Source organism: Paraniabella aurantiaca (genome assembly GCF_050309965.1).
In the GTDB taxonomy this organism is placed as follows: domain Bacteria; phylum Bacteroidota; class Bacteroidia; order Chitinophagales; family Chitinophagaceae; genus Niabella.
In genome coordinates, this window is sequence record NZ_JBLOSY010000002.1 from 1,257,811 (window position 1) to 1,275,617 (window position 17,807).

The following is a 17,807-nucleotide window of genomic DNA, read 5'->3' on the forward strand; positions in this document are numbered from 1 at the left end:
GGGAGTACAGTTTGTTACAATGCTAATACTTCTTTTATGAAAGCCACTTGCGCCGGATTGATCTTTTGCATGGCTTCTGTTGCGGTAAACCATTCCCATCGGTCTACCTCGGGAATTTGTATCTGTTTGCCCGAACGTGGCGGCCATTCCAGTTGAATTAAATTACTGTTGCAGTTGTCTGTTGCTATATCTCCCTCCATTGCCCAGGCTTTCACCCATTTGCCGCTTTTCTGACGGATTGGGGTAAGTGGCATAAAATTTCCATCAATCTCTTTACCGGTTTCCTCTTTAAATTCTATGCGGGCGCGTTCTAAGGGATCTTCATCTTTTTCTGTTTCTCCTTTAGGTATTGACCAGGCACCTGCATCTTTATGTTTCCAAAATGGACCTCCAGGATGTACGAGGAAGAAATAAGTATTGCCTTGCAGCTTTTTATATAGTAGTATACCGGCGCTTGTTTTCATATATGCTATTTTTTATCCTTGCTTTTGAGTTGAGACAGATTTTGATCTATACGTGTGATTAATTTCATAAGACAAGTAGCTCTCAACTACAGGCAACGAAAATATGATTTGTAACTCTGATGTCTTACCTGATCACTTCATGGTTTACAAAGCAAACTGCATCCGTTGTATTCTTACTGCGTTGAGAATGGCCAGCAACGCAACCCCTACATCGGCAAAAACTGCTTCCCACATAGTAGCCAGCCCGCCTGCCCCAAGAATAAGCACTATGCCTTTAACCACGAAGGCCAGCGTTATATTTTGCCAAACAATCTTTTTGGTCTGCCTGCCAATATTAATGGCGACCGGAATTTTACCAGGTTTGTCATCCTGTATTACGATATCGGCTGTTTCAATGGTAGCGTCGCTACCCAATCCTCCCATAGCAATACCTGCATCACTCAGGGCTACTACCGGTGCGTCATTTACCCCATCTCCCACAAAAGCCACTGATTGTTTTTGAGCTTTGATCTCTTTTACTTTATTTACCTTGTCTTCAGGTAACAGGTCTCCAAAAGCATTGTCGATGCCGACTTTGCCAGCTACGTCTTTAACCACAGATGTTTTATCGCCACTTAACATAGTGGCTTTTATATTTAGCTGATGTAATTGTTCAACCGCAAGTTTCGCGTCTTCTTTAATGTTGTCTGCAATAGTAATGTACCCGGCAAACTTTCCGTCGTAAGCAATAGCAATAATTGTATATACAATGTCGGTAGGATTTATATCATAAGCAATTTTGAACTTGTCCATCAGCTTAAAATTTCCGGCCAGCAATTCTCTACCATTGATGGACGCTTTAAGACCATGTCCCGGTATTTCCTCTGCGTTTTGCGGGTGAATAGAATGGTCAACTTCTCCGGCGTACTCACGGATAGCCGTAGCAACAGGATGAGAGCTGATGCTTTCAAGAGCATTCACCCATTTTAGTATCTCGTCTTTGTTAAATTCAGGTTGTATAACTACTTCCTGAACCCTAAACACTCCTTCAGTAAGGGTGCCTGTTTTATCCATTACTACATGTTGAATGCTGGCTATAATGTCAAGATAATTACTCCCCTTAAACAGGATGCCATTGCGGCTGGCGGCGCCGATACCCCCGAAATAACCCAGCGGAATGGAAATGACCAACGCACAGGGGCAGGAAATAACCAGGAATATAAGGGCGCGGTATAGCCAGTCCCTGAATACATAATCATCAACAAAGAAATAAGGAACAATACATATACCGATAGCAAGGAATACAACAATTGGCGTGTATACTTTTGCAAACTTGCGGATGAAGAGTTCTGTCGGTGCCTTTTGAGCAGTTGCACTCTGTACCAGTTCCAGTATCTTACTAAGTTTACTATCGGTGTAAGCCGTAGTTACCTTTACCTGGCTTACAGTGTTCAGGTTGATCATGCCGGCCAGAACAGGTGATCCTTTGGTTTTGGTATCGGGTTTACTTTCGCCTGTTAAGGCTGCAGTATTAAATGAAGCCGTTTCGGAAAGTAGTTCTCCATCCAGTCCCAGCTTTTCGCCGGGCTTTAACTGAATGATATCTCCGATAGCCGCCTGCTCTGCTTTTACGGTAACAGGCTGATTGTCTTTGATAATAGTTACTTCATCCGGGCGTTGATCGAGCAAGGCTTTGATATTACGTTTAGCCCTGGATACAGCCAGGGTTTGGAAAACCTCACCCACAGCATAGAAGAGCATAACAGCTACACCCTCGGGGTATTCCTGTATGATGAAGGCGCCAATAGTGGCAATACTCATCAGTAGAAATTCGGAAAATACCTCTCCTTTGCCGATGCTTATAGCGGCATCTTTAACAACGGGTAGTCCTACCGGTAAATAGGCCGCTATATATATCCCAATTCTTATCCAGCCTGTAAACCAGGATTGTTGGATCCAGTTGTCCAGGGTAATGCCTGTTAATAAAAGAACGAAAGAGATCAATGCCGGCAGAAACATCCGGAGGGTTGTTGGGTCTGCGTTGCTATGATCATGTCCGTCGTCATCACTATGTTCATGGTCGTGATCGTGCTCTTTTTTAGGAGGCAAACCGTTGACAAGGTTTTGAGCGCCAGCCTGTGCATATACTTTTTGTTCCTGTGTACAGCAAATTTGCTGGCCTTTCGAATTATATTGATGCTGATGTTTCATAATAATAACCTTTTGGTTTTTTTTTGATATTGACGGTATATTGCTCCAAGCTGCTGTTGTAAAAAAGCTTCCTCCAGTCTTATTTGTACCTGAATGATCCAATAGCTGCCCAGTGCAGTAAAAAAGCTTAATGCGTTGGGTAGTATCGCGAACAAGCCCCACGCAGTTACAATCATACCCAGGAAAACAGGGTTTCGGCTGATTGAAAAAAGTCCAAGCGTTACCAATGTTGTCGGATGGTCGGCATCGATGCCGATCCGCCAGCTATTACCCATTTGGAGCTGCGCTATAAAGATCCATGCCAATGAAAGATGGATAAGCACCAGGCCGGTAATATGCAAGGCTTTTATTTGTAAATAAGTAACCGGTACCAGCCATCGATAGACCGGATCTCCCAGGGCATAAAACGTTGTGCTCAGGAATAAACCCGATACCAGCCATTTCATCAACCGGCTCAAATAGTCGTGTGCGCTGGCCGACCGGCCAAAAGTTACCGGCCATATACCTGTTTGCCGGTAAGCGCGCCAGGTGGGTAAGATAAAGGCTATGGCAAAATAGCACAGTAGATAGGTAGGTAGATAAATTTTTAACCAGTTCATTGTCGTTGTTTTAATGTTCGTGGCCTCCTGCGTTGGATAGTTTAGCATTAATAAAGAAGGCTCCCCTGGTAACCAGCTTTGCGCCGGCGGGTATGTCTTTTACGGGAGTAATAGCTGTATAACCCAAATCGGATACTCCTTTAGCGATCTCTATTTTTTCAAAGTTTATGGTGGCTTTTTCTTCTTCTTTCGGTGGATGGCTCTCGCCGGATTTATGCTCATGTTCATCTGGCTTTTCAGCTTCTTTTTCGGTTTGTATGAAAATGTAATTTTTGCCATCAGCCTCTACAATAGCCTCATTGGGTACCGTAGTAGCAGTTACATTGTCAATGCTTATCATACCGGTAATATTCATGCCATCTATCAGCCCGGTTTTATTACCTGTTACAGTGCAGTGAACCGCTACGGTCTTACTTTCATTTTCGAACGAAGAACCAATATTAAACACTTTTGCCGTATAGGTATTGGTAGGGTTATTCGTTAATGTAAAGTTGACTGCCTGGCCTATTTTAATATGGGGAAGGTCTTTTTCGAAAACCTGCAAATCGAGGTGAAGCAGGCTGTTGTTAATAATCTCCACAACAGGGGACGATACATCTACATAACTGCCGATTTTGGCAAATTCGGCACTTACAGTGCCACTTACCGGGCTGGTTACTACTAATGCAGATCTCAGGTTAGATGCACTTACTCCCGAGGGATTAATGCCCATCAGTTGTATCTGCCGGTGAAGGGAAGCTTTGCGGGTACGTAGGGTGTTGAGTTCGGCAGTGGCATTTTGCAGGTTTTTCAACGCTCCGGCATTTCCTTCATTTAATTCCCTTTGGCGTTGCAGTTCCTGTTCGGCCAGCATGATCCTGCTGCCAATGGTCAGGTACTCCTCCTGTAATTGTATAAACTGTGGATTTTCTATGGTAGCAATCACCTGGCCTTTGCTTACATGGTCGCCCATTTGTACACGCAGCGTTTTAATTACACCTCCATACAGCGATGTGGCATTGGCCTTGTTGTTATTGGGTACACGCAGGGCGCCGTTGGCCTTAATAGTTGCGGTTAGATTTTTATTCTCAAAACTACCCAGGGTAATGCCTGCAGTTTTCATCTGTTCTGTGGTAATAGTGGCAATGCTTGATGCACCCTCATTCTCATGGTCTGCTTCGCCGGCTGCATGCTCTTGCTGGGTTTCAGTTGCTGTTGTTGCCTGATCGCTTTGCCCGTTGTTGTTGCAGCTTGTAAAAGTCGAAGTGGCTATGATGCAGGTTGTTAATATATAGATGATCTTCATTGTTATTATTGATTATTGTAGTAATTGAATTGGATAACGGATTGGTTGTATTCGTTCAATACATCCAGGTAGCTTTGTCTGATACCAGTGGCCTGGCTCATGAACTGGCTCAACTCTGCAAAGCTGATCTCTCCGGCCCTGTAGCTTAAGCCGGCTGCTTTAATGATCTCTTCTGCCTGTCGTAAACCTGTACTTTCATAAAAACTAATCAATGCCTGGTTCTTTTCTATAGTTGTTAATGCCGATGCTTTTTGTGTTTGCAGTTGCTGTGTTTGATAGGCTAATGATTTTTCAGCGATTTCTCTTTCTGCCTCAGCTACTTTTACTTTACTGCGATTAGCGCCTGTTCCAAATAGCGGGATAGCGGCACTTACTGAAAAGCCGGTAAAAGGATCTTTGGCACCCCATACCCGCTGGCTGAAAAACCTGCCGGAGAAATCGGGTTTATTGGTATTCTTTTGAACTGTAATATTCGAAGAAGCAATGTCTATATTTTGCTGTTGTAATTTTAATAAAGGGTGCAAACTGCCGTTCTCCGATACATTGATGAAAAGTTTTTCAAGCGAACGGGTAACAGGCAACAGCCAATCATTTTGATTTAGTAATACCATCAACTGTTGCTGTTGTGCAACCATATCTTTTTTATTTTGCTCAACAAAAGCCTGTATTTCCCGCAGCCTGGCTTCGGCAGCAATCTTATCCAGTTTGGCTACATCGCCCGTCCGCAATCTCAGATCCGTAGCCTTTAATAAATCGGAATAAATGCTGTCCAGGCGTCCATACAATACCTGCTTGTCCTGCAGGTACCAAAGGGTATAATAAGCCGTTCTTACATCTCTTCTGATCACAGCATTGAGTGCATCCGTATTAAGTTCGGCATACTTCAACTGAGAGGTGAGGTATTGTTTACGTGCTGCATACAGACCGGGCCAGGCAATACTTTGAGAAATGCCAATCTTTAAGATGCCTTTACTATCTGAAGGGCGTAGATCTTCATTTTCTGCAAATAAGCCCGTCTTAGGAATATCGTTAGCTGTACGCACATTGAGTGCGGCACTGCGTATTTCAGCCTGGTTAATGCCTATCTGCTGATTGTTTTTTACAGCCGTCTCTACTGCATCCTCAATAGAGACACGCTGCTGTGCATGTGCAGATGTAAATCCGGTAAGACATAGCAATAATATAGCAACAGGAGCTTTCATATTTGTATTCTTTTTAAAGTTGAGCTTTGTGTTAAAAATGATATACAGGAGCGGAAGAACGAATAAGGTCAGGAAGGTTGCTGTAACCAATCCGCCAATTACAACAGTGGCCAATGGTTTCTGCACTTCGGCTCCCGCTCCGGCACTGATGGCCATGGGCAGGAAGCCCAGCGAAGCAACGGTTGCGGTCATTAATACGGGGCGCAGGCGAATTTTGGTGCCTTCGATCACCCGCTTCAATACATCGGTCCAGCCTTCTTTTTCCAGCTGGTTGAAAGTGCCGATCAGTACGATGCCGTTTAATACAGCCACACCAAAAAGCGCAATAAAGCCGATACCGGCGCTGATGCTGAAAGGCATACCGCGAAGCAACAGGGCGAAGATTCCCCCGATAGCGCTCATAGGGATCGCTGTAAATATGAGTCCGGCCTGTTTAAATGAATGAAAGGTAAAGTAGAGCAGCACGAATATTAACAACAGGGATACCGGTACCGCAATACTTAGCCGGTTACTGGCTTCTTTCAGGTTTTGAAACTGGCCGCCATAAGTGAAATAATACCCCGCAGGCAGCTGAACTTTTGCTGTTAATTGTTTTTGTATATCTGTTACTACACTTTCCACATCCCTGCCCGATACGTTGAAGCCAATTACAATACGACGTCTGCTTTCTTCCCGGCTGATTTGTGCAGCTCCAAGTTTATAATTAATAGTAGCTACCTGTGACAGTGGTACCTGTATGCCTGTATTGGTAGGGACCATCAAATTACTTACATCGTCAATATTGCTGCGGTAGGCGCTGTCGAGTCGAACCACCAGGTCAAACCGGCGCTCATTCTCATAAATTTCTCCCGCACTTTTTCCGGCAAAAGCGGTGCTTACTATATCATTAACGCCTTGTACCGTTAACCCGTAGTTGGCTATGCGGGTGCGATCATACTCGATGTTGATCTGAGGCAAACCACCAACCTTTTCTACCTGCGGGCTGGTAGCGCCTTTTACCGTCTGGATCACTTCAGCAGCTTCTTTAGCCAGGAGTGCAAGCGTGTCCATATTTTCTCCGAAAATCTTTACAGCCACGTCCTGCCTGATGCCGGTCATCAGTTCGTTAAAACGCATTTGTATGGGTTGGTTTTTTTCAAAAAAGATACCGGGGATCACTTCCAGCTTTTCCATGATCGCATCGGCTAACTGGTTATATGTTCTGCCGGACTTCCAATCTTTTACCGGTTTTAAAATGATCACCAGGTCAGATGCCTCCGGTGGCATAGGGTCGGTTGGTACTTCTGCCGCTCCGGTTTTACCCACCACCATTTTTACTTCTTCAAATTGCCTGATGATGCGGGATGCCTGCATAGATGTTTCTATACTTTGATTGAGCGAACTTCCCTGGGGTAAAATACAGTGAAAGGCAAAGTCTCCCTCCTGGAGCTGAGGAATGAATTCTCCACCCATCCTGCTGAAGATAAAAATGCAAACCGCGAAGACCGCAATAGTCGCAGCTACCAGCCAGTACTTGACCTGTATTGCTTTCTGCAGCAATGGTTGATACCAGCGCTGCAGCTGATCCATCATTTTGTCGCTGAAAGTTTTTTTAAGATTGGGCTTTTTAGGTAAGAAAAGCGCGCACATCATAGGTATATAAGTAAGCGAGAGGATAAGGGCTCCCAGGATGGCAAAGCCTACGGTTTGAGCCATAGGGCGAAACATTTTTCCTTCAATACCTACCAGTGTGAGTATGGGTATGTAGACGATCAGGATGATGATCTCGCCAAAAGCAGCGCTGTTCCTGATCTTGGAGGCAGACACCAATACTTCATCATCCATTTCTGATTGCGTGAGTTTTTGGGTAGATTTTCTGAGGCCAAGGTGATGTAAAGTTGCCTCCACTATAATGACAGCGCCGTCAACGATCAGTCCAAAATCAATAGCGCCCAAACTCATAAGGTTGGCGCTTACGCCAAAGATGTTCATCATGGCCAGTGCAAACAGCATGGATAAAGGAATGGCCGAAGCCACGATCAGCCCGGCGCGAAGATTACCCAGGAAGATGACCAGCACAAAGATCACGATGAGTGCTCCTTCTACCAGGTTTTTCTCCACTGTTTTAATGGCCCGGCCCACCAGGTCGGTCCGGTCAAGATAAGGTTCTATGATTACATCGGCCGGAAGCGATTGCTGGATAGTGGGCAGCTTTTCTTTTATACGTTTAACCACTTCGTTGCTATTCTCTCCCTTCAGCATCATCACTACACCACCTACCGCATCAACTTCTCCGTTAAAGGTTAATGCGCCATAACGTACGGCACTGCCATAACGAACATCAGCAACATCTTTCACAAAAATGGGAATATTGCCCACCGTTTTTACTGCTATATTTTTGATGTCTTCCAGGCTGGTGGCCAAACCAATACCCCGTATAAAATAGGCATTGGGTTTTTTATCGATATACGCGCCCCCTGTATTCTGGTTATTCTGCTCAAGGGCGGTGAAGATCTCGGGTATGCTAACGCCCATAGCTTTTAAACGATCGGGGTTCACTGCTACTTCGTATTGCTTCAACTGTCCGCCAAAACTATTGACGTCAGCAATTCCAGGTGTGCCATATAGCTGCCGGGCTACGATCCAGTCCTGCATAGCGCGCAGGTCTTTGGCATTGTACTTGTTTTCACTTCCTTTTTTAGGATGAATAATGTACTGGTACACTTCTCCCAACCCTGTACTTAGGGGTCCCAGCTCAGGGGTGCCAATACCTTTGGGAATGCTTGCTTCAGCCTGTCTTAATTTTTCGTTGACCAGTTGCCGGGCAAAATAAACATCAATATTGTCTTTAAAAACTACCGTAATTACCGAGAGGCCAAAGCGGGAAATACTCCTGGTTTCTTCAAGGCCGGGAATATTGGCGATGCTTCGTTCGATCGGGAAGGTGACCAGTTGCTCTACTTCCTGGCCGGCCAGGGTAGGGCATACGGTAATGATCTGTACCTGGTTATTGGTAATATCTGGCACTGCATCAATAGGTAGTTTAGAGGCGCTCCATATGCCCCAGATGACTAACAGCAGGGTCATAATGCCTATGGCAAGTTTGTTCTTTATACTGAACCTGATAATTTTATCTAGCATTTTGAAATCAATTAATACTTAATAGGGGTAGATGGGTCATTCCATGGCGAAGCAATGAAATGACCGGTGTGTGCAATGAATAGATACAGGATCCCCGCTCAGATAAAGAGCATAGGCGTGTATCGGGCACACTGAAAGAAACTACATGTTAAGCATTGATCTTGGGCGGCTGCCAGATATTTCCAAAGTAAGCGGAAATGAAGAAGGTATGGTGGACGGGATATTGCGGTGTTCCTTTTACAACAGGCTTCAGGTCTATTGCCTTCAGCGGTTGTAAAGCAAAACCAGCAATAACATTACAACAGGTGCAGGTACAAAACGGACTGCAAACATCATTGTGGTCACTTTGATGGCTATGCGCAGATGCCTGTTCTACCTGGGATTGCTGAGACGCATCAGTACACTCGTTACGCGCATCACTACAGGGCAGTAAAGAAACTACCAAGAGGTAAAAGCTGAATACAAGTGTAAAAAATTTCATTGGGGCAAAGGTATTGACATCGGGTATAGATGCAAAAAAATATATTGCATCCCTGTTTCAAAACATTTGATCTCCCGGATGATTCGTCCTATTTTCATAGCATGGAAAAAGTTTCTCAACCCAATTGGCTGAACTGGGTAAAAGAGCTACAGTTTATCGCCCAGGCAGGACTTACCTATACCCGTGACGATTTTGATAAGGAACGGTTTGAGCGGATACGGGATATAGCAGCTGAAATGATGAGTGCAGCTACAGACCTGCCTTTTGAAAAAGTAAAAAATCTGTTTTGTAATGAAGATGGTTTTCAGACACCCAAATTAGACACCAGGGCGGCTATCTTTCAGCAGGGAAAGATATTATTGGTAAAAGAGCGGAATGGTAAATGGTCTTTGCCTGGCGGGTGGGTAGATGTACTGGAAACTGTTAAAACCAACACTGAAAAAGAAGTAAAAGAGGAAGCAGGCCTGGATGTAGAAGCTGTGCGCCTTATCGCGGTGCAGGATCGGAATCACCATAATGATCCGCCTTATGCCTATAATGTATGCAAAGTATTTGTGCTTTGCGAATTGAGGGGAGGAGCGTTTGTTCCCAATATAGAAACCCTCGAAAGCAGTTATTTTGATTTAGACGAATTGCCACCCCTGGCTACAGAAAAAAATAACCAGGCGCAGCTAGCCATGTGCTTTAGGGCTTACCTGGATCCGGACTGGCAGGTATTGTTTGATTAGTTATAGAACGGCGCTACTATTTTATCAAAAATGTAACTGCCTTTTTAAAAAGAACGCCTTATTTCTGGGGCGTTCGTTTATTGAGTTGCCTGAGTGTGATATTTATAGGGAATAGTGATGTATCGGGCTAACAGGCTATGCTTATCCTACACTTTTTCTTTTTTTATAGTACCAGAAACGAGCCGGCTGTTGTTGTTGATTCATTATTGGCTATACCAAACAAACAAGATACAACAGGATGGTTGCTTTTTTTACAACGCTTACTTTCGGTGTTTACGATTGAGATAAGATTTTTTTTGCAGGTTTTAATCAGATTTGCCGAAAGACAGGATGCAACAGGATAGTATACAATCGAGGCTGATTTATTTTCGTAATACGACGATTAAAAAGGAAGAACGGTTGCATAGAAATACTTGAATAAAAGAAAATTAAAACAAAACAACTGGAATTAAGTTCCTGAGATTTTAAAGATTGCAGGTGGTAACAGCACCAGGCAGGGCCGGAGGCCATGCCTGAGTTATTGCCCGTGCCGAAAAAGTACAAAAATGAAAAACTGGATTTTTAAAAGCGCTGCTGTTTGCCTGTTGGCCATCTTTGTTATAGGTTGCCGCAAGTCGACCTGGGATGAGTTTTATGCAAAGCCGGATAACCTGGCGAAACCCATTTATACCGTTTTAAAGGAGCGGGGTAATTTTACCAATATACTTGCTGCAATTGATAAAGCCGATTATACCCGTACATTGGATGCGGCGGGATACTGGACTTTTTTTGCACCGGACGATGATGCTTTTAAAGCCTATCTCGCTGAAAAAGGTGTGAGTAGCGTTAGCCAGCTAAGCGTGGAAGAATGCCGGAATATTGTTACTTATAGCCTTACCTATTATGCGTATAAAAAAGACCGGATAGACGATTATCAGGCAGCTACCGGCTGGATTGCTGACCAGGCATTCAGAAGACGTACCGCTAATTACAAAGGGGTGTATGATGAAACCAGCTTTACAGGCACCAAAATGAAGGTTATAGGTAGTAACCGTAATAATACTGGTACAGCAAACTATGTGATCAATGATAATAACTATAAATACATTCCCTACTTTGCTGACGGTTTTATGAAGGCTAAAGGTTTAGGGGCGGCTGACTATAATTATTTCTACCCGAATACTGCATACACCGGCTTTAATGTTATTAATGCTACCGTAAAAGAGGCGGATATCAATGCTGAGAATGGCGTGATACATGTAGTAGATAAAGTGATTGCTGCTTTACCTTCTATAGAAGAGTACCTGAAAGATAATTCACAGTTCAGTCTTTTCTACAACCTTTATCAAAAATACATGGTGTCATATGTTTTGAATCCAACCATTACGCGAAACTATAACGTGATGACGGGTGGAACGGACCAGGTATATACAAAAGTTTATAACGCCTCCTTAGCTTATTCGTTAAATAATGAAAGCTATCTGACTGCCCCTCCGAGTAATGAGGCTCAGCAAGGAAGCTTTAGCATTTTTGCACCTAAAAACGACGTATTACAGGCGTATATCGATACTGTACTATTGGAGCATTATAACTCGCTCGATGATATGCAGCCGTCTATCATCTGGGATTTTTTAAATGCGCATATGTGGCAGGCGGCTGTATGGCCGAGCCAGTTCAAAACCACGGTCAATTTTGCCGGCGAAGAAGCCCGGTTTGATCCTGCAACTAATATTGTTGATAAGAGGCTTTTGAGCAATGGAACTTTTTATGGAACAAACAAAGTGCAGGATGCTAACATATTTACCAGTGTATATGGAAAGGCTTACCTGGACCCTCAATATTCGATGATGGTTGCTTTATTGAACCTCGAATTACGTTCAGCGATTTCTAATATCTACAATAATTACACGGTTTTTATGATCAGTAATAAAATGTTCAATGATGCCGGTTTTACAGTAGATCAATCAATAAGTACTAATCCTGCAGACCAGTGGCGCTTTACCCCGCTACCTGGTTCAACTTTGCCAGCCAGCACCGGATCAACTACCAGGTCTCGCTTGCAACGGATATTGAACAATCATGTAGTTCCTAATAAAGTATTAAATGATTTTGGTACCGACGGTGTTGTGATGACTTATGGGGGAGAATATATGCGTTATGTGAATAATACGGCCTACACTGCAGGAAATGTAGATTCCAATAATGTTGCTAAAATTAACAGCTTCAAAAATGCAAAGAACGGCAGAGTGTATTATGCTGACCGCATCCTGGACTTCAGTGAAGAAACGGTGGGGCAAGATATCGAAAGGCTGGGAGCTCCGACCACTTCGCAGTTCAATTATTTCTGGAGATACCTGAGCAGCAGTACCGCATTATGGAATGCCACCAGCAAATTAATTGCCGGTGTTGCCAACGGTAGTTTTTATACCTTTTTTATTCCTAATAATGCAGCAATACAAAAGGCCGTAAATGACGGTTTCCTTCCGGGCACCGGCACGGCGCCTAATAAAGTGCCGAATTTTAATCCAACTACGGAGTTGGAAAGGCAGCAAGTGGTTCGCTTTATTCAATATCATATCCTGGATAAGCGCAATATTGGTACCGACGGCGTTGAAAGTGGAGCTATCCCAACCATATTGAAAGATAACCAGGGAAATAACACCACGATATTTGTTACCAATACGCCTGGTAATTTGAACCTGAAGGATATGAATGAGAGATTCGCTAATACGATCCTGGCCAGCAGTAATTACCTGGCTAACAGGGCTACCATTCATTTAATTGATAATTACCTGCAATACATCTATTAATAACGATTAATCCAATGCGTTATAAAACCTGTGCGCTTAATAATCACAGGCGTAGTTATAAAATGTCACATCAGACCAAACTTAAACAATGAAACATATACTGATGAGCGTACTTGTAAAGAACATACTTCGCATCCTGCTGGTACTCACGGTGGGCGCTTCCCAGGCAATGGCACAAGATGACGCTGCTACTCTGTTAAGAGGCAAGGTTGCAGACAAGGGTACACGCCAACCATTGGAAGGAGCTTCTGTGTCGGAGCAGGATAAAGAAGGACGTATTATTAAGTCTACCTCAACGGATGTAGAAGGAAATTTCGTATTGCGTATTACCAACCCAGCGGACTCCATTGCAGTTACTTTTATAGGGTATAAAACTTTAATTGTACCCATCAGGGGCAGAACGACAATTAATATCCAGCTGGAAGAAGATGGAAAAAGCCAGGAGGAAGTTGTGGTGATCAGCCAGAGAAGAACAAGCAATGGTTTGAATGATATTAATGAGCGTGATTTAACTACTTCGGTCGGCCGTATCAACGCCGAGCAAATGGAAGAGATGGCGGCTACCTCTATCGATCAGGCTTTGCAGGGACGTTTATCAGGGGTGGATATTACAGCTACCAGCGGTGATCCGGGTGCAGCTATGAATATTCGCATAAGAGGAGTATCTTCTTTGAGCTCCAATGGTAACCCGTTGATAGTAGTAGATGGTATGCCTTATGAAACGGACATTCCCAGCGACTTTAATTTCGGCGCTGCTGATGAACAGGGTTATGCCAGTTTATTGAATATATCGCCCGCAGACATTAAAGATATTACAGTATTGAAAGATGCCGCCGCAACGGCTGTGTGGGGAAGCAGGGCTGCTAATGGTGTATTGGTTATTACCACCAAACGTGGCCGTGTTACCAAACCGGTTGTTCAATACACAATGAAGGTAAATACATCTTTCAGACCAGCTGCTATTCCCATGTTGAATGGTGATCAGTACTCAACGCTGATACCGGAGGCGGTAATGAACCGGTTAACAGGGTCTTCTACATTAAACTATGTCAACAACCAGGAATTTAATTATGATCCATATAGTCCGTACTGGTATCATAATTATAGTAATAACACCAATTGGGTAGATGCTATTTCCCGCCAGGGGTATTTACAGGATCATACCGTTAGTTTACAGGGGGGAGGAGAAAAGGCCCGCTACTTTGCCTCCATTGGCTATTTAGGACAAACAGGTACTGTTATCGGTAATGATCTGCAAAGAATGAATGCCCGCATCAATCTTGATTATAATATTTCTAACAAACTGCAGATTTTTACCAGTATTGCTTACACATATACAGACAGGAATAGAAACTATACAGCTAATGATGAGGGGGCCATTCGTAATGTGGCGTATCTTAAAATGCCGAATATGAGTGTATTTGAGTATGATGAATTCGGTAACCTGACTACTAATTATTTTTCACCGGCAGCTAATATACAGGGGCAATATAGTCGTATATATAACCCGGTGGCCATGGCCAGCCAGGCAATATATTCTGTGCTGGGTAACCGTATTGTACCACGCTTTCAGTTAAAATACAATATTATTAAGGGCGTACTCAACACCACGGTTGATGTGCAGTTTGATATTAACAGCACGAATAACAGCAGCTTTCTGCCACAGATTGCAACAGGGCGTCCTAATACGGAAACAGTCGTGAACCGTTCGTATAACGGGGATATTGATGTTTTTGGTGTGACAACAAGAACGAGCCTTAATTACACGCCCAAATTGAAGAACCGCGATCACGTGATAATGGCGTTTGCCAATCTTTTCACCAGCGATTATACCAACAACTCGCAGGAGGTAATGAAATCAAATGCTTTTTCTTCTTTGTTGGTAGATGTTACTGCTGATGGGCGTACACAAAATGCAGAGCTGCTCGCTGCATCGCGTCTTACACAACGCAGATCAATAGGTGCAGTGGCACAGGTACAGTATGGGTATAAAGATAAATACCTGATCAATGGTAGTTTGCGCGGCGATGGTGATTCCCGCTTTGGTACTGCCCATCGTTATGGTTTATTTCCCAGCGCCTCCCTGCGTTACCGCATATCGGGTGAGAAGTTTTTCCAAAGAATGAAGTTTCTCGACGACCTGAGTTTCCGGGCTAGCTATGCGCAAATTGGTAATGCGCCACGCAGCGATTATAGTTTCTATAATACCTATAGTACCTATAGCTGGAGTTACCAGGGGCAGAGTGCGATATACCCATCGTCTATGGAGCTTAGCAACCTGCGTTGGGAAACAGTACATGGAAGGAATGCGGGTGTAAACATATCCTTATTCAACGGACGTATCCGCTCTGATATTGACGTATATTACAATACTACCAAAGATCTCTTCTCTAACAATCTGCGTATCGGTTCTTATACGGGTTACAGCGCGGTTAACATGAACGTTGGAACTATGGAAAACAGGGGTTGGGAATTTGCGTTATGGACCCAACCTTATAAAACAAAGGACCTGACTATTGGTTTCGATTTCAATATTTCTCAGAACGAAAATGTGATCACCGAAATCTCTCCCTACTATCCAATGGAGAAAGGAAATATGAATGCGCCCGGTAATTATCTTGCCGTATTACAATTAAATAATCCTTTTGGCTCTTTTTACGGCTACAGGTTCAAGGGCGTTTACAAAGACAAGGAATCTACAATTGCCAGGGATGCTAATGGTAATCCCATTATAGGTCCTAATGGACAAACTATTTATATGCGTTTCAGTTACCCGACGGTCGATTATGTATTTCAGCCGGGAGATGCTATATATGAAGATGTTAATCATGATGGCAATATCGATTATAAAGACGTTGTATACCTCGGTAATAACAATCCTAAATTGTATGGAGGGTTTGGACCTAATATAAGCTGGAAGAATGGCATGTGGCGCTTGTCTGCCTTTTTCAATTATCGTTACGATGTGGACGTGGTCAACGGTACCAAAATGAGTACTACCCGTATGAACGGGTATGATAACCAAAGCACTGCAGTATTAAGACGTTGGAGGAACGAGGGCGACGTTACTGATATACCCAGGGCAATACAAGGAACTTCTTATAATTGGTTGGGAAGTGATAAATATGTAGAAGATGCTTCCTTTTTACGTTTTAGAACGATCACAATAAGGTATACTGTACCGCCCGTTAAATTAAGAAGACTAGGGTTTAAGTCATTAAGTGCCTATTTAACGGCTGAAAATCTGTACACGTTTACCAATTATACCGGTCAGGATCCCGAAGTAAGCATGCCTGGCAGCGACGCTTTTAAAATAGTAACAGATAATTCTATGACCCCACCTAGTAAAAACTTCACGATAGGAATGGTTGTAGGATTTTAGGGATGTGCTGAAAAAAGAATTAATTATCTAAGAAAATAGTCAGATGAAAAAAAATATACTAATGCACTTTTTACTGGCAGTAGCGCTAACCGGCAGCCTGGCGGGTTGTAAAAAATGGTTAGACCTTAAGCCACGTGATGGTATCGTAGGCGATGAATTCTGGCAAACCAAGGAGCAGGTAGATGCAGCAGTTACCGGTATATATGCTTCCATTGAAGCCAGTACTGTAACTAACGGCAGGGCGCTTACAGATTACATGTTTGTATGGGGAGAGGCGCGTGCTGATATGGTTACTACCGGTAACAGAACCAGTCCCGATGAGCAGGATATGATTAATATCAATATGACTGCAAATAATGCATTTTCTGATTGGGCCGGGTTTTACAGAACTATTAATTATTGTAATGTAGTAATTGACCTCGCTCCTGGTGTGCTGCAGAAAGATAACACCTTTACCCAGCAACATCTCGATCGTTCTGTAGGCCAGGCATTGGCGATACGTGCATTAATGTATTTCTACCTGGTGCGCACCTTCAGAGATGTGCCTTTAAAGTTAGACGCCACGGTGAGCGATGAAAAGATAGCGCCCATTCCTAAAACGGGAGCTGATACTATACTGAACCAAATTGTAACGGATTTAAAGCAGGCAGAAACCAAGCTGCCGGCGACCTACGGCCGCACAGCTGCATTCGACAAAGGCCGCGTTACCCGTTATGGTGCTAATGCTATATTGGCCGATGTGTATTTGTGGATGGATAGGTATGCTGATGCAGCTGCAGAATGCGATAAAATTATCAGTTCTAACGCGTTTCAACTCGTGCCTGGAAACCAGTTTTTCAATAGCATCTTTTTGACCGGTGCTTCGGAAGAAACCATTTTTGAACTGCAATACGATGAGCAGTTATTAAATCCTTTTTATAACATGCACACGCCTTCTCAAAAAAGATGGAGCGGGGCTTTGAATCTGGCCGAATCCGTTTTTGGATTGGACCTAGTAAATGCTACCCCGTTACTCGATTACCGGGGAGAAAATGCAGCATATAGGGAAGGCGACTTTAGTATCTGGAAATATGTGGGTGCTGACAATAACGGGGATAATTTCAGAACGGTAGATCAATCTTTTGCTCCCTGGATCTTCTACCGATATGCCGATGCATTGCTAATAAAGGCAGAAGCGGTCAACCAATTAAACCGGCCACTTGAAGCCTCCCGGCTGGTTAAAGCCATAAGGCAGAGAGCAGGAGCTTTGGATTTCATGCCTATGGATAGTACTGATAAGTCAGCGATGACCAATTTTATTGTAGCGGAAAGACAAAGGGAGTTTGCTTTTGAAGGTAAACGCTGGTTCGATTTGCTGCGTAATGCAAAGAGAAACAATTACGAACAACTGACATTTCTGACCAATTCGGCGGCAATCAGCATTGTGCCCAGTCTTCAGCAGGCTGCTTTTAATAAACTTAAAGATCCCAATAGCCATTATATGCCGATTTATTTTTACGAGCTCAGCAGTAATCCATTGTTGGTGCAAAACCCGTTTTACAGATAACATCCGGTCATCAAAAAAATC

General features: G+C 43.5%; 10 protein-coding genes. 4 read left to right on the forward strand and 6 right to left on the reverse strand.

Translation table 11 applies throughout. The annotated features are described in order from the left end of the window. Positions 1–14 precede the first annotated feature (14 nt). The 6 genes from ACLOAU_RS19540 to ACLOAU_RS19565 form a co-directional block, all read right to left on the reverse strand. Positions 15–464, reverse strand: coding sequence for an NUDIX hydrolase (locus ACLOAU_RS19540; RefSeq protein ID WP_427863592.1), 450 nt, complete (start codon positions 462–464; stop codon positions 15–17). Positions 465–608: 144 nt separating this feature from the next. Further along, positions 609–2,654 (reverse strand): heavy metal translocating P-type ATPase, encoded by a 2,046-nt coding sequence (locus ACLOAU_RS19545; RefSeq protein ID WP_427863593.1) that lies wholly within the window; start codon positions 2,652–2,654, stop codon positions 609–611. Continuing rightward, positions 2,651–3,253, reverse strand: coding sequence for a methyltransferase family protein (locus tag ACLOAU_RS19550; RefSeq protein ID WP_427863594.1), 603 nt, complete (start codon positions 3,251–3,253; stop codon positions 2,651–2,653). Before ACLOAU_RS19550 ends, ACLOAU_RS19545 begins: the two co-directional genes overlap by 4 nt. Positions 3,254–3,263: 10 nt before the next feature. Continuing rightward, a complete protein-coding gene (locus ACLOAU_RS19555; RefSeq protein ID WP_427863595.1) occupies positions 3,264–4,538 on the reverse strand; it encodes an efflux RND transporter periplasmic adaptor subunit in 1,275 nt (424 codons plus the stop codon). Between the two features lie 5 nt (positions 4,539–4,543). Continuing rightward, entirely contained in the window at positions 4,544–8,860 is a 4,317-nt protein-coding gene (locus tag ACLOAU_RS19560; RefSeq protein ID WP_427863596.1) for a CusA/CzcA family heavy metal efflux RND transporter, read from the reverse strand. Between the two features lie 148 nt (positions 8,861–9,008). Continuing rightward, positions 9,009–9,341: a DUF6660 family protein gene (locus ACLOAU_RS19565; protein ID WP_427863597.1), complete on the reverse strand. Its 333-nt coding sequence runs from the start codon at positions 9,339–9,341 to the stop codon at positions 9,009–9,011. Positions 9,342–9,442: 101 nt separating this feature from the next. On the opposite strand from ACLOAU_RS19565, the gene ACLOAU_RS19570 reads away from it, so the two are divergent. The 4 genes from ACLOAU_RS19570 (at position 9,443) to ACLOAU_RS19585 (ending at position 17,786) form a co-directional block, all read left to right on the forward strand. After that, positions 9,443–10,069 (forward strand): NUDIX hydrolase N-terminal domain-containing protein, encoded by a 627-nt coding sequence (locus tag ACLOAU_RS19570; protein ID WP_427863598.1) that lies wholly within the window; start codon positions 9,443–9,445, stop codon positions 10,067–10,069. A 545-nt stretch (positions 10,070–10,614) separates the two neighbouring features. Then, the gene (locus ACLOAU_RS19575; RefSeq protein ID WP_427863599.1) at positions 10,615–12,858 is read left to right on the forward strand and encodes a fasciclin domain-containing protein; all 2,244 of its coding nucleotides are present in this window, start codon (positions 10,615–10,617) and stop codon (positions 12,856–12,858) included. 88 nt (positions 12,859–12,946) lie between these two features. Further along, positions 12,947–16,240, forward strand: a complete 3,294-nt coding sequence (locus ACLOAU_RS19580; protein WP_427863600.1) for a SusC/RagA family TonB-linked outer membrane protein — start codon at positions 12,947–12,949, stop codon at positions 16,238–16,240. A 43-nt stretch (positions 16,241–16,283) separates the two neighbouring features. Further along, positions 16,284–17,786 carry a RagB/SusD family nutrient uptake outer membrane protein gene (locus ACLOAU_RS19585; protein WP_427863601.1) on the forward strand — a complete coding sequence of 501 codons (1,503 nt, stop codon included), beginning with the start codon at positions 16,284–16,286 and terminating at the stop codon, positions 17,784–17,786. The last annotated feature ends 21 nt before the right edge of the window (positions 17,787–17,807 follow it).